General features: G+C 41.9%; 15 protein-coding genes. 9 read left to right on the top strand and 6 right to left on the bottom strand.

Features of this window, described 5'->3' with window-relative positions:
* Positions 1 to 61 precede the first annotated feature (61 nt).
* Both LY624_RS11445 and LY624_RS11440 read left to right on the top strand, forming a co-directional pair.
* On the top strand, positions 62 to 460 hold the full coding sequence (locus tag LY624_RS11445) for a GNAT family N-acetyltransferase (RefSeq protein WP_341803028.1): 399 nt from the start codon (positions 62 to 64) through the stop codon (positions 458 to 460).
* A 225-nt stretch (positions 461 to 685) separates the two neighbouring features.
* Entirely contained in the window at positions 686 to 961 is a 276-nt protein-coding gene (locus LY624_RS11440) for a cupin domain-containing protein (RefSeq protein WP_341803027.1), read from the top strand.
* Between the two features lie 96 nt (positions 962 to 1,057).
* Here LY624_RS11440 and LY624_RS11435 read toward each other — a convergent pair whose 3' ends face one another.
* From LY624_RS11435 to pspF, 6 genes are read right to left on the bottom strand one after another with little or no spacing between them, the layout of a single operon-like run.
* The gene (locus LY624_RS11435; RefSeq protein ID WP_062569855.1) at positions 1,058 to 1,819 is read right to left on the bottom strand and encodes an ATP-binding cassette domain-containing protein; all 762 of its coding nucleotides are present in this window, start codon (positions 1,817 to 1,819) and stop codon (positions 1,058 to 1,060) included.
* On the bottom strand, positions 1,819 to 2,811 hold the full coding sequence (locus tag LY624_RS11430; protein ID WP_130150588.1) for a peptide ABC transporter ATP-binding protein: 993 nt from the start codon (positions 2,809 to 2,811) through the stop codon (positions 1,819 to 1,821). The genes LY624_RS11435 and LY624_RS11430 overlap by 1 nt, the downstream gene beginning before the upstream one ends.
* Before the next feature lie 2 nt (positions 2,812 to 2,813).
* Complete coding sequence (locus LY624_RS11425; RefSeq protein ID WP_130150589.1) at positions 2,814 to 3,707, bottom strand: ABC transporter permease subunit; 894 nt, start codon at positions 3,705 to 3,707, stop codon at positions 2,814 to 2,816.
* Positions 3,694 to 4,728 carry an ABC transporter permease gene (locus tag LY624_RS11420; protein ID WP_130150590.1) on the bottom strand — a complete coding sequence of 345 codons (1,035 nt, stop codon included), beginning with the start codon at positions 4,726 to 4,728 and terminating at the stop codon, positions 3,694 to 3,696. The genes LY624_RS11425 and LY624_RS11420 overlap by 14 nt, the downstream gene beginning before the upstream one ends.
* Complete coding sequence (locus LY624_RS11415) at positions 4,728 to 6,335, bottom strand: ABC transporter substrate-binding protein (protein WP_130150591.1); 1,608 nt, start codon at positions 6,333 to 6,335, stop codon at positions 4,728 to 4,730. The genes LY624_RS11420 and LY624_RS11415 overlap by 1 nt, the downstream gene beginning before the upstream one ends.
* A 15-nt stretch (positions 6,336 to 6,350) precedes the next feature.
* Positions 6,351 to 7,424, bottom strand: a complete 1,074-nt coding sequence (gene pspF, locus LY624_RS11410) for a phage shock protein operon transcriptional activator (RefSeq protein ID WP_341803026.1) — start codon at positions 7,422 to 7,424, stop codon at positions 6,351 to 6,353.
* A gap of 188 nt (positions 7,425 to 7,612) precedes the next feature.
* Between pspF and pspA the strand changes: the two genes are divergently transcribed.
* The 7 genes from pspA to phhA all read left to right on the top strand — a co-directional run bounded on the left by pspA (position 7,613) and on the right by phhA (position 13,810).
* The gene (gene pspA / locus LY624_RS11405) at positions 7,613 to 8,275 is read left to right on the top strand and encodes a phage shock protein PspA (RefSeq protein ID WP_062569861.1); all 663 of its coding nucleotides are present in this window, start codon (positions 7,613 to 7,615) and stop codon (positions 8,273 to 8,275) included.
* A 58-nt stretch (positions 8,276 to 8,333) separates the two neighbouring features.
* On the top strand, positions 8,334 to 8,567 hold the full coding sequence (gene pspB / locus LY624_RS11400) for an envelope stress response membrane protein PspB (RefSeq protein WP_341803025.1): 234 nt from the start codon (positions 8,334 to 8,336) through the stop codon (positions 8,565 to 8,567).
* Positions 8,564 to 8,965 carry an envelope stress response membrane protein PspC gene (gene pspC, locus LY624_RS11395; RefSeq protein WP_062569862.1) on the top strand — a complete coding sequence of 134 codons (402 nt, stop codon included), beginning with the start codon at positions 8,564 to 8,566 and terminating at the stop codon, positions 8,963 to 8,965. Before pspB ends, pspC begins: the two co-directional genes overlap by 4 nt.
* A gap of 62 nt (positions 8,966 to 9,027) precedes the next feature.
* Positions 9,028 to 10,440: a YcjX family protein gene (locus LY624_RS11390; RefSeq protein WP_341803024.1), complete on the top strand. Its 1,413-nt coding sequence runs from the start codon at positions 9,028 to 9,030 to the stop codon at positions 10,438 to 10,440.
* Positions 10,437 to 11,471, top strand: coding sequence for a TIGR01620 family protein (locus LY624_RS11385; RefSeq protein ID WP_341803023.1), 1,035 nt, complete (start codon positions 10,437 to 10,439; stop codon positions 11,469 to 11,471). Before LY624_RS11390 ends, LY624_RS11385 begins: the two co-directional genes overlap by 4 nt.
* Before the next feature lie 134 nt (positions 11,472 to 11,605).
* A complete protein-coding gene (megL, locus tag LY624_RS11380) occupies positions 11,606 to 12,787 on the top strand; it encodes a methionine gamma-lyase (RefSeq protein WP_341803022.1) in 1,182 nt (393 codons plus the stop codon).
* A gap of 225 nt (positions 12,788 to 13,012) precedes the next feature.
* Complete coding sequence (gene phhA / locus LY624_RS11375; protein WP_445936713.1) at positions 13,013 to 13,810, top strand: phenylalanine 4-monooxygenase; 798 nt, start codon at positions 13,013 to 13,015, stop codon at positions 13,808 to 13,810.
* Positions 13,811 to 13,818: the final 8 nt, after the last annotated feature.

The raw sequence follows: 13,818 nt of genomic DNA, 5'->3' as shown, positions 1-13,818 counted from the left end.
AAACGACTTAAGTAAAAGGCGCCTCTGGCGCCTTTTTTGTTACCACAGAGAAGGAGTAATTATGCAATATAGTCTTATTGAGCAACTGCCGAGTGCCGAAGAATACTGTGAAATGCGCCGCAAAGCGGGTTTGTCGGCTCGTTCACTCGCGGCGGCTAGAGCTGGTTTACCAAACTCTCTTTATGCTATTTGTATCCGCAAAGGCGAAGAGCTGATTGGCATGGGCCGTGTAATTGGCGATGGTGGTTGTAATTTTGAAGTGGTTGATATTGCAGTGGCACCTGACTACCAAGGGCAAGGCTTAGGCAGAGTGATTATGAAACATGTTGATCGTTACATTGAATCGGCAGCCTTTGAGGGCAGCTATGTCACAATGGTGGCTGATAAACCAGGTTTTTACGAAAAGCTTGGCTACAAGTTTGTCGCACCACAAAGCCAAGGGATGTATAAAAAGTTTTGAATATCATAGACAAACATAGCGCAGATCATTACACATGGGGATGTGATACCAACTCGGAATAATACTTAATCATTTTGAGGGATTAAACCTGTCGCTACCTGCGTTAAAAATTTCTGATTTAGAACAACTAAACAACGAAATTTTTGCCTTGCTATCAACGAGGTTTTATTGCCTCAAAATAGACCACTTAATTAAGCGAATTGGTATAATTGCGACGGTTGGCATTTGGTAAAGTCTAATGCACTGAGTGTTATTCAAGAACATGTCCCTGTGGGTGGAGCTGAAGTAAAGCACTACCACAAGCATGCAGAGCAATTTTTCTTCGTGCTTAGTGGTTGTGCCACTATCGAGCTTGATGGGCAAATACACCAACTGACTGCGCAACAAGGTTTGCATGTAAGTGCTGGCCGAGTTCATCAGCTAAGTAATCAAGGTACTGAACCATTACATTTTATCGTTACATCAACACCACCAAGCCATGGTGACAGAATTGATGTGTAAAAGCCGAGGGGAAAGAGTAAGGTTAATTGAGTGCTCAAATCACCCGCGTAGGAGGCGTTTTAACGCCGAATTAAACTGATAGCTGACAACTCACTATCAGCAATTCAACAACTTCTGTGTTACTTTTGATTGTGGATCCTGGAAGATTGCTTCAGTTTGCCCGTACTCAACAATTTCACCATGATCGAGTACCACGAGTTGGTCACTAATATGGCGGACTAAACTTAAATGATGCGTAATCAGTACATAGCTCAAGCCCGTATCTTTTTGTAAACGTAGTAATAAGTTTACCGTTTGTGCACGTACAGACGGGTCTAGAGACGATAAAGCTTCATCGAGCACCACAACCTTAGGATCTAGAATTAAAGCGCGTGCAAGCGCTATGCGTTGCAATTGGCCACTACTAAACATGTGTGGGTAATAATGCTGATGATCTAATAGCAAACCCACTTTTGCGAGAGTCTGCTTTATTTTTTCTTCACGTTCATCTTTGTTTAAATCAGTGTTGTACTGTAAGCAGTCATTGAGCATATCGCCAATAGTCAAACCAGGATTGAGCGAAGCTTCAGAGTCTTGGAATATCAATCTTATATGACGACAGTCGTTATCACGTAAGCCATCATTTTCAATAATATTACCATCCAGTAAAATCTGTCCTTTGTCGGCATTATCGGCCCCAGCAAGTAGCTTGGCAAGGGTGCTTTTACCTGAACCGGTTTCACCAATAATCGCAATGGTTTCGCCTTGACTTAAGCAGAACGAAATATTTTTTAGCACTGAAAAGCGCTTACGTGAAAATAACCCTGCACGTAAATTAAAACTCTTTGATAACGCTTGAACTTTTAACAGAGGTTGCATTATTTCATCGCCTTAATGAGGGGAAAATGGCAAGCATAACTGTGGCTATGATGTTTAGTCAGCTTAGGTGTTACAACACATGCTTTTTGTGCTTGTGGACAACGTGGCCCCAATCGGCAGCCTATCGGTAAGTGCTGCAAGGTCGGAATAGTTCCTTTTAGCGCATAAAACGGCTCTTTGTGGGCCAGGCCTTGCTCATAATCAGGTAAGCTTTTTAGAAGAGCTTGGGTATACGGGTGGTGAGGCTGCTTAAAAATACGGTTAGTCGGACCTGCTTCGACCATTTGTCCGCAATATAAAACATGCATACCATGTGACCACTCAATAATCTCTTCTAGTTCATGAGAAATCATTAGTATCGACATGTTTTTTAATTGGTTTAAGCTCTTTAGTAACCTAAATACTTGTGCACGAGTAGTGCTTTCAAGCGCAGTTGTAGGCTCATCAGCAATAAGTAATTTAGGAGTACGGGCAATTGCCATGGCAATCATTACTTTTTGACAGACCCCTTCAGAGAGCTCATGAGGGTAGCTGTCGAGTACCTTTTTATGATCTTTGATACCCACTTTGTGGATTAATGCTTTTACTCTGTCTTTACGTTGTCTATTACGCTTTAAAAAAAAGCCACTCGTCGCTTGCGCGGGCAGGGTTTCAGCTATTTGATCAAAAATTTTGGCTGTAGGGTCAAGGCAGCGGCTCGGATCTTGGTAGATCATTGCAATATCTTGGCCGACTAGTTTTCTGCGTTGTTCTGTCGACAAGCGCATTAAATCAACGCCGCGCCAATGCATTCTATCTGCTGTAATGTGCCAACGTTTATTTAAAACACCGACAATTGCTTTTGCTATTAAGCTTTTGCCTGAGCCTGATTCACCGACAAGAGCATGAACCTCACCTTCCTTAAGGGTTAAGCTAACTCTATCAACTGCACGAATTACTGTGTCAGAGGTGCGTAACTCTATCGTGAGATTGCGAATATCGAGTAATTGCATAGTTAATCAGCCTTACGTTCTTTAAGCACTTGTCGCAGTCCATCACCCACTAAATTGGTGGACAGGACTGCTAAAAATAATAATACGCCTGGCAGGCCGACAGTCCAAGGGGCAAGATAAATTAAACCTAGGTTTTCAGCTAATATTGCCCCCCATTCTGTAGTGGGGGGTTGTGCACCTAACTTTAAAAAGCCTAGCGCTGAAATATCGAGTATTGCTGTTGACAGAGCCATGGTAAAAATAACCACGATATGCTCGTAAATATTTGGAAAAATACCACGTGCTAAAATATGCCAATTAGATGCGCCATCGAGTTTAAAAGCAGTAATGTAGTCTTTACTCAGCTCTTCAACAATTAAATTCCTTACTGAGTGAATAAATTGTGGTAATAACGCTAAGATAATAGCCCAAACTGTATTCATTAAACCAGGGCCAAGAATTGCGATGATAATTATCGCCAGTAACAGCGATGGGATAGATAACGTGATATCGAGTAAGTGATTCAAAAAGCTTGAGCGAATACCACGACTAATACCAGCAAAAGTACCAACTAATACACCTATAACGGTGGTAATTAGTGCAGCAACAACAGATAGACCAAAGGTATAAGTTGCCCCGTTCATTAAACGTGACAATACATCTCGGCCTAAATCGTCAGTACCTAACAAAAACCTAACATCGCCAGCATCATGCCAAGAAGGAGGTAGTAATAAAGCATCGCTATGCTGCTGATTCACGCCGTAAGGTGCAAGGAGTGGAGCGGATGCAGCAAGTAACGCAAGTGCTATAAACAGCCACAAACCAACTAGTGCAGGGTGATTTGTCTTAAACTTTCGCCAAAACCGCGCCAGTGGCGATTTATTCGACTCTTCAGAGAATAAATTAAACTTTGCCATGTGCTTGGTTCCGCGATAATGGATCGAATAACGTATAAGTCAGCTCAGCGACTATGGTAGCTAAAATAACAAACATAGACACAGCGAGTAAGCCACCTTGAATAGCAGGGTAGTCGCGTTGATAAATACTGTCGATAAGCCAACGACCAATCCCCGGCCAAGAGAAAATGACTTCCGTTATCATTGCCAGCGTTATCAAAGTACTAAACTGTAGACCAATTTGCTTGATTACAGGCAGTAATGCATTACGTAGTGCATGGTGGATAATTAGTTGCGCACGGTTTAAGCCTTTTGCACGGGCTGTTTTAATATAGCTTTGCTCGAGCACTTTGAGCATTGAATCACGAGTAAAACGAACCAATACTGTTGTTGGATACATGGCTAACACGATTGTTGGTAAGGTCAAGTGATGCAGCGCATCTAAAAATGCCATGCCATGATAGGGGAAATCATCGGCAATAATATCAATGAGGATAAACCCCGTAACGGGTTCTATTTCGTACAGTAAACCCATCCGGCCTGACATTGGAAACCAGCCTAATTGCAGTGAAAACACCATAATTAGTAATAGAGCTAACCAAAATACGGGCATTGAATAGCCGACTAAGGTTCCTGAATTAATTAATTTATCGGGCCAACGTTTATAATAAGCCGCTGCTAAAATCCCCCCTGGTACTCCCACAAGTACAGACACAATAAGTGCATATGTGCTTAGTTCAAGAGTCGCAGGAAACAAATCAATAATATGTGCAAAGACACTTTCTCCTGAGGCAAAAGAGATGCCCCAGTCACCCTGTATAATCCGTTCTAAAAATGCGAAATATTGTACTATGTAATTTTCAGTAAAATGAAATTTTGCCTCAAGCGCATTCGTTTGAGCAAATGTGCTATTGGTAACGCCGCTTAAGTTTGTCAGGGCATCACCTGGGAATAAGAAGCTTAGCGAAAAAGTGAAGACACTTAATGTTAGCATCATAAATAATAATAGGGCTAAGCGGCGAAGAATATAGTCTAGAATCATTACTCCTTCCTCGCGTTAGCCAGTGAAATGCCACCAAATGGGCTTAGACTTATACCTTTTACGTCACTACTTGACGCTTGAAAACGCATACCGTGTGCAATCGGTAATATCGGCATTTCTTGAACAATTATTCGTTGTGCTTGGTTATAAAATTGTTTGCGCTTTTCTAAGTCGGTGGTATCTAGAGCTTGAGTAAGCAGTAAATCAAACTCTGGATTACACCAGTTTGCAGGGTTTTTACCACTAAAAGTAGCTGTACAACTTAGTAACGGGCTCATAAAGTTATCAGGGTCAGGCGTATCGGCTGCCCATCCCAGTAGTACACTGTCGTGACGATGCTCGCCAATACGTTGTAAAAAGGTGTTCCACTCGTACTCTACAATACTGACATTAACGCCAATTTTACGTAAATCACTTTGCATCAATTCAGCCATTTTACGTGCATTTGGGTTGTAAATTCGGCTTACTGGCATGGCCCAAATATTCATATCAAAGCCATCTTTATAGCCCGCTTCGGCAAGTAAGGTTTTAGCAAGCTCAGGGTTAAACTCGGGCATCGCTTTTTGTGCTTCAAAAGCCCATGATGCTGGAGGCAATAATGATTGTGCTTTTATGCCATTTCCGTAATACACAGCCTGCATAATTTTATCTACATCAATAGCGCTAGCGAGGGCTTGTCGAACACGCACATCATCAAACGGTGGGCGTTCCGTATTGAAGGCCCAATAACCAATATTGAGGTTTTGCTCTTTTTGGACTTTGATATCTTCACGTTGTGACAAAATACTGAGCTGTGCGCTACTTGGGTGCGCAGTCACATCGCATTCTTTAGTGAGCATTTTCGCAACCCTCGTTGTCCCATTGGGTGTAATGTCATACACCAATTGCTCAAGCACGACGGGGTGTTTCCAATAATCAGGGTTACGATAGTAACGAATTAAGCGGTCACGACGGTATTCTTTATATACATAGGGACCTGTACCAACAGGGTATTGATCAAACAGGTTCTCTTGTTTGCGATCTTTGAGCTGCATAGCATATTCTTTCGATAGCACGACAGCAAAATCCGTGGCCAAATTCGCTAAAAAGCTACTTTCAGCGTTGTATAATTCAAACCGAACTTGGTAATCAGAAACGCGTACAATGCGGCGAATTAATTGATCAATTCCCACACTTTGAAAATATGGGTAGTTAGCATCACCAACAAAATGGTAAGGGTTGTAAACATCAAATAGGCGACTGAAGGTAAAAATAACATCATCAGCATTAAAGTCTCGGGTTGGTGTAAAGTACCGAGTAGTGTGAAATTTTACCCCTTTACGAAGCATAAATGTGATGGCTTTACCATCAGGGCTAATCTTCCAATCAGTGGCAAGCTCTGCCTGAAACTCGGCAGAGACAGGGTCAATACTGAGCAAGCGGTCATATAATTGATTAGCAATAATATCAATAGTTGAACCAGTGGTTGTCACTTGCGGATTAAACGACACGGGATTAGCTTCAGCGCAATACACTAAGCCTTGGTTTTTTTGTTCTGTGGTTTTTTCTTCGCTATCTAGGCAGCCGACTAAGCACACCAAAGACAAAGCAAGTAACGGTTTAAACACCTGATTAGCCTCTAACTATTGCTGCTGATCTAATAAATTGTATTTTTTCAAATAGCCACGTAATTGATGATACGTTAATTCTAAGTGTTCTGCAGTTTTCTTTTGATTAAATTGACTATATTCCAGTGCTTTTTTTATCACATCAATTTCAAAGTCATTTGATAGCTGTTTTAAATTACAAGGAAATTGAATGTCAGGTTTACTGAGAGTCACAGGTTCTTGATTTTGTGTTGTTACAATAGGTGCAGCTTCCACATTTGCAACAGGCGTACTGCTCACTGCGGCTTTAACACGTTGTTTGGGTCTAAATTTACTCGCAAATGGGTCTAAAATAATCTGGTGAACGGGAATATGTTCATTGCCATGACGGTATAAGCTACGTTCCACAACATTCTTTAATTCACGAATATTACCTGGCCAATCATAAGATTGCAGTGTTTCGATGGCGCTACGCGTAAAGCCACTGAATAATTCCCATTCGAGGTCGCGGGCCATATTTATCGCAAATTGCTCTGCAAGCAGCATGATATCTTCTTGGCGTTCACGCAGCGGAGGCAGGGTGATAACATCAAAAGCAAGGCGGTCGAGTAAATCGCTTCTGAATTCGCCTTGTTCAGCAAGGGTCGGCAAGTCTTCATTGGTTGCGCAAACTAGGCGGGTATCGACTTTAACCGTTTGCTTACCACCAACGCGTTCAAATTCGCCATATTCAATTACGCGCAGAAGCTTTTCTTGCACCATGGCCGAGGTATTCGCTAATTCATCAAGGAATAATGTGCCGCTATTGGCGCGTTCAAATCGGCCTTCATGACGTTTACTGGCACCGGTGAATGCACCGCTTTCATGACCAAATAGCTCACTTTCAAGCAGGTTTTCATTAAGTGCAGCACAATTTAGCTTTATGTAGTTTTGTTCCCAACGTTTAGATAAGAAATGTAAACGCGCAGCAATCAGTTCTTTACCTGTACCGCGTTCACCAATAATAAGCACAGGCTTATCAAGACTTGCCAGTTGTGAAACTTGGTCAAGTACGCTTAAAAAGCTGTCTGATTGGCCGAGTAAATTATCCTGTTGGCGAAATTGGCTCATATTCCCTAACTCTTAGTCATTTTTACTAAGATCTAGTGTATTTCATTATTTATGAGAACTAAAGAAATTTATAAATTTAGTTTAACTGTTTGAATATATTAAGTTATTCTACATCTATAAAAGTTGGCAAGCATATTGATACTAGATATACCAACTGATTAAGTTAAAACACCAAAGAGGTAAATGTTATGGGAATTTTTTCACGTTTTGCAGACATCGTTAATTCTAATATCAATGCCATCTTAGATAAAGCAGAAGACCCAGAAAAAATGGTTCGTCTGATCATCCAAGAGATGGAAGATACATTAGTAGAAGTTCGCTCTACGTCAGCAAAAACACTTGCTGAGAAAAAAGAGCTGGTACGTCGCGTTGAAACTTTGAAAGTTCAAGTTGCAGACTGGCAAGAAAAAGCTGAATTAGCGCTCAGTAAAGACCGTGATGATTTAGCACGAGCAGCACTGATTGAAAAGCAAAAATCAGCAGATGCAGTGGCAGCAGTTGAAACTGAGCTTGAGCATGTAGAGTCTCACATTGAAAAACTACAGCAAGAAGTAAGTACGTTACAAGAGAAGCTAGCTGATGCAAAAGCGCGTCAAAAAGCAATCATCTTACGTCAACGCTCTGCTGAGTCACGTCTTGAGGTGAAAAAAGCGCTCGACAGCTCAAAAGTTGAAGATGCTTTAAACCGCTTCGAACGTTACGAAAACAAGATCGATGGTCTAGAATCACAAATAGAGTCTTATGATCTTGGTAAAAAATCATTATCAGACGAGATTGCAGGTCTTCAGCAAGACGAAAAGATTGATGATGAGTTAGCTGAGCTTAAGAAAAAGTTAGCAGATAAAAAATAATAAAATGGGGGCGTGTCCCCCAATGCTTAAACACATAACGGATTGACAGGAGAGTATCATGTTCAACGCAGAAGTTTTGATGGCACCCATCATTGTATTTATGGTGGTGGTTGCCCCACTTTGGCTTATTCTACACTTCCGTAGTAAAAAGCAAGTGAGCCAAGGTTTAAGTGAACACGAGCATCGTCAGCTACTAGAGCTTGCACAAAAAGCAGATAAAATGGCAGAGCGTGTTGAAACATTAGAAGCCTTACTTGACCAAGAGGCTCCGCAGTGGAGACGTAAAGTATGAGTACCAAACGCGAATTATTCAGAGACGCGGAGCGTGGTAAAATAGCCGGCGTGTGCGCGGGGATCAGCGACTACTTCAATATGGAGCTTTGGCTGGTACGTATTTTAGTTGTGACAGCAGTGTTATTATCAGGTGGTCCATTTATTGTTGTTGCTTACATTGCTGCGTGGTTTATTTTAGATAAAAAACCGGCTGAAAAAACAGTTAAAAACGCAGACAGCATTCACCAAGACCCGCTTGAAGTAAAATTTAAAGTATGGCAAAAAGGGGAGCCACCTCGCCGTGCATTGCAAGACTTAAAAGATCGTCTTGCTCGAGTTGATGGTCGTTTACAAGAGATGGAACGCTATGTCACATCAACAGAATTTACGGTTAGCCGTGAAATCAACAAACTTTAAAGGATATAAACGCACCTTGTTTGCATCGTGATACCAAGCGCAAATAAGGTGCCAGACACTTTATGAGCCAATCATTCGCAAAGAACACCTTTAATTCGTTAAAAAATAAAGCAGAAAAAGCACTTCACCGTAGTTTAGATCAACACGTGAAATTAGCTGTTACAGGGTTAAGTGGCAGCGGCAAAACTGCGTTTATTACCGCCTTGGTTAAACATTTAACCAGCCAAGCTGACGATAAAAACTTACCTTTTTTCGATGTGATGCGTGAAAAGCGTCATATCGCTACAAAAATAGTGCCGCAGCAAGCACTGACAATTCCGACATTTGACTACACGAATGCATTATCGGCGTTGTTACCTGTTGAAGGTGAGCCAACATGGCCTGCATCCACTGAGCGTATAAACACCTTACGTTTGGCAATTAAATACCAAAGTAACTCAGGGCTTCGTGGTCATTTTGCACCGCAATCAACGCTCTATTTAGACATTATTGATTATCCTGGTGAATGGTTACTCGATTTGCCAATGCTGGAGCAATCATTTGCTGATTGGTGTGAATTACAATACTCACTCTTGCAGCAAACAGCCCGTAACGAAAAGGCTAAGCCATTTTTAACTGCCCTTGCTGAACTTGATTTATCAGCCAGTGTTGATGAAAGCAAACTGGCTGATGTCGCAGCACTTTATCAACAGTTATTGGTCGGCCTTAAAAAAGACACCAAGCTTGCTATGCTGCAACCTGGTCGTATGCTGATGCCCGGTGAGCTAAAAGGAGCACCATTACTGCAGTTTTTCCCAGTTGCTAATGTGCCTAACGACATAACCGAAGGGTCAAATTTAGCGCATCTTAAAAAGCGCTATAAAGCCTATGTAAAAGAGGTTATAAAACCTTTTTACGAGCAGCATTTTCGTCATTTTGACCGACAAATTGTGCTGGTGGATGTGCTCAGCGCCTTGAATGAAGGCAGCGAAACCCTGCATGAGCAAAGCCGTGTTATCAACCAATTGTTGGCGCATTTTAATTATGGTGAGGCGGGCTTCTTTAAACGTTTGTTTAAACCAAACATCGACAAGTTATTGTTTGCGGCCAATAAGTCAGACCATATTAGTGCCCAGTATCATAAAGATTTAGCATTATTACTCGATTCAATCGTGCATGACCAAACGAATCATTTAAAGTTCGAAGGCGTGCAAATTGAGACCATGGCAATGTCATCCATTTGCGCTACAGAGCCGCGCCAAGTAGCTGAGAAAGGCCAACAGTTAGCCTGTATTTATGGCAAGCCTTTAGGCGAGCAAGAATGGCTGACGTATTTACCGCCGCAGCCACCGTCACGCCTTCTCAACAAACAAGAGTGGCCAAAACAAGGCTTTGAGTTTTTATCGTTTTCGCCACTTCCATGCCCTGATAAACGGTTAAAGCATATTCGTTTAGATCATGTCATGCAGTACCTGATAGGAGATAAACTAACATGAGTGAGCAACCAAAGGAGATTAACTTTCAGGCTGGTCGACGTATTTCAAGTTCTGCAAGCAATGAAGCTCCTGCAAAGGAGTTAACTGTTGCTAAAGTAATAGAGAACGCCGAATTTATTGACGCAGAAGAGGAACTGCAAGATAGCATTGAGCTTGAACCCGTGTATAAAAAGTCGAAATGGCAAACCTTAAAAGGGGTGTTTGTTGTTAGCTTTTTAGTTTTAGTGTTACTTGAGTTTGCTATGTCGCTGTTTGTGACGTTTCAGCAATCGATTATTTTAGGTTCGGTGTATCTAACGGCTGTTCTCAGTGGTGTGCTACTGATTGCCCGTGTTATTTGGCGCGAGTACCGCATGCTGAGAAGTTTAAAGCGTAATCAATTGCATCGCAGTGAAGCCGACCGCTTACTCAATAGCGAGCAAGTAGGTGAAGCACTGCCGTGGCTTGAAAAGCTTAATAAACATCAGGAGCTTACAGGGTTTGAAGAGTTTAAGCAGCAAATAGCGAGTCACCATACCGATAAAGAAATCATGACGTTATACGCCGATAGCTTATTGGTAAGCCAAGATCAACAAGCGAAAAAACTGATTAACCGTTTTGCGACTGAGTCAGCTTTGTTAGTTGCGCTAAGTCCACTGGCTTTAGTCGATATGATGGCGGTGTTATGGCGTGGCACTAAGCTCATTGAGCAAATTGGCCGTATTTACGGTATTGGTTTTGGTTATGCAAGCCGTATTAAATTGTATCGCTTATTGGTTAAGCAAGTGTTGTTTGTTGGCAGTGCAGAGTTGGTATCAGATCTAGCTGCCACGGCACTAAGTGCTGAATTGCTGGGGAAATTGTCGGGCCGTGCAGCACAAGGTCTAAGTGCAGGTATTTTTACTGCGCGCATAGGCTATAAAGCGATGGAGCTTAGCCGTCCGTTACCTCGCTTGGAACATAAACGCAGCTTGCTAAAAGAAACCGCTAATAGTATTGCCCGTAAAATTGCTTCACGTACCAGTGATAAAGAGACCGAAAACACAAAATGACAACTTTTGTGTACAGTTAATAAAAATGGCTGAGTGATATTTAGCCATCTGAGCATCCGGCATGCTTGTGCATTGTGGGTATCTACGTTTTATTTATGAGTATGAAGTACTGATAATAAAAACGAGAACACACAATGACTAAGCATCACTTACATACACAATGTATTCATGGTCCAGAAAAACCAAATGACCCACATGGCGCACTGAGTGCGCCACTTTACCAAACCTCTACCTTCGCATTTGCTAATGCAGCCCAAGGTGCAGCCCGATTTGCCGGTGAAGAGCAGGGCTTTATTTATACCCGTTTAGGTAACCCGACAACGCAAGAGCTTGAGCAAAAAGTAGCCCAGTTAGAAAACTGTGAAGCAGCTGCTGCCACAGCGACCGGTATGGGGGCGGTGTCTGCATCTGTGCTTAGCTTTTTACAACAAGGTGACCACTTAGTGGCATCAAGTGCGTTATACGGTTGTACCTTTGCATTTTTTGCTCACATGTTGCCGCGCTTTGGGATCGAAGTCACTTTTGTTGATATGACTAACGAAGCTGAACTACGTGGCGCGGTTAAAGCAAATTCAAAAATGATTTTTGCAGAAACACCAATCAACCCGACCATGGCGGTGCTTGATTTAAATTTAATTGCCGACGTTGCCAAGCAGCATCAACTGATAAGCGTTATCGACAATACTTTCTTAACACCTTTGCTACAGCAACCTACTTCGTTTGGCATTGATATTGTGGTGCACAGTGCAACTAAATACCTAAATGGTCATGGTGATGTGGTGGCAGGGCTTGTGTGTGGCACAGAGGAACATATCAACCTGATAAAAATGACCGTGTTAAAAGATATTGGTGCAACGATTAGCCCTCATGATGCATGGTTAATTAATCGCGGTTTAAAAACTCTCGCTGTACGAATGGAGCGTCACTGCACCAGTGCGCAAGTCGTCGCTGAATATTTAGAGCAACACCCGTTAGTGAGCCAAGTATATTACCCTGGGCTTAAATTACACCCAGGTCATAAATTTATTGGCTCACAGATGAAAGCGGCCGGTGGTGTAATTGCCTTTGAAATAAAGGGCAACCTAGAAGATGGTGAAACATTTATAAATAACACCCAGCTTTGCACCCTTGCGGTCAGTTTAGGGGATGCTGAAACGCTCATTCAACACCCTGCATCAATGACCCATTCGCCTTATACACCCGAAGAAAGAGCAGCCGCAGGTATTAGTGACGGTTTAATTCGCTTATCAGTTGGTTTAGAAGATGTTAACGATATAATTAACGATCTCAAAACTGCATTTACATTTATCAGTTAGTGTGTAATTTAATGTTTACAGTAATTTGGCGTTAAGCCCCTTGTAATTCGAGCTGTGTAAACTTATTGATCTTTTAGTGTAATCTTAAGTTTACAGTTGGGTTGTTTTTGAAAGTCTCGGAAACAACCCTAGCTATTAAACTTTTGCTTACTTTTAAATAGTATCAACCAACAAGTTAATGAAACTCTGATCGATGCTGATCACGATTTAACGAAGAAGGTTATTATGGCTAAAGCAAGTAATTACACCTCCAAGCAACCTGATGAAAATGGGGTTATCCATTGGAGCGAAGAAGAAAATAAAATATGGTCTGAGCTCGTTGCTCGCCAACTCGCTTGCATCGAAGGTAAAGCCTGTGATGAATATTTAGCAGGTCTTAAGAAAATCAATTTACCAACAGATCGTATTCCACAACTCAGTGAGCTTAATGATGTGCTGCTTGAGGCTACGGGGTGGCAAGTTGCCCCTGTACCAGCTCTGATCGATTTTGATGAGTTTTTCCGTTTATTAGCAAGCAAGCAGTTCCCAGTTGCGACGTTTATTCGAAGCCGTGAAGAGTTTGACTACTTACAAGAGCCAGATATCTTCCATGAGATTTTTGGTCACTGCGCCATGCTAACTAACCCTGCATTTGCTGAGTTTACTCACAAATACGGCCAGTTAGGCTATGCCGCTGAAAAGAAAGATCGTGTTTATTTAGCGCGTCTTTACTGGTTTACTGTTGAGTTTGGTTTGATGCAAACTGAGCAAGGCCTGCGTATCTATGGTGGTGGTATTTTATCGAGCCCTGGCGAAACACAGTATGTATATTCAGATAAGCCAGAAATCAATGCAATGGATGTATTAGATGTGCTACGTACACCTTATCGTATTGATATAATGCAACCTGTGTACTACACCATAAGCTCAATCAATGACTTATTCGATATTTCACAAATGGATATCATGTCGCTGGTGAGTAAAGCAAAAGAATTGGGGCTACATGAGCCAAAGTTTCCACCTAAAGAAAAATTAGCAAGTTAAGGATTTAT

The organism is Pseudoalteromonas sp. N1230-9 (genome assembly GCF_032716425.1).
GTDB lineage: Bacteria > Pseudomonadota > Gammaproteobacteria > Enterobacterales > Alteromonadaceae > Pseudoalteromonas.
This window is presented reverse-complemented; position numbering and strand designations above follow the sequence as displayed.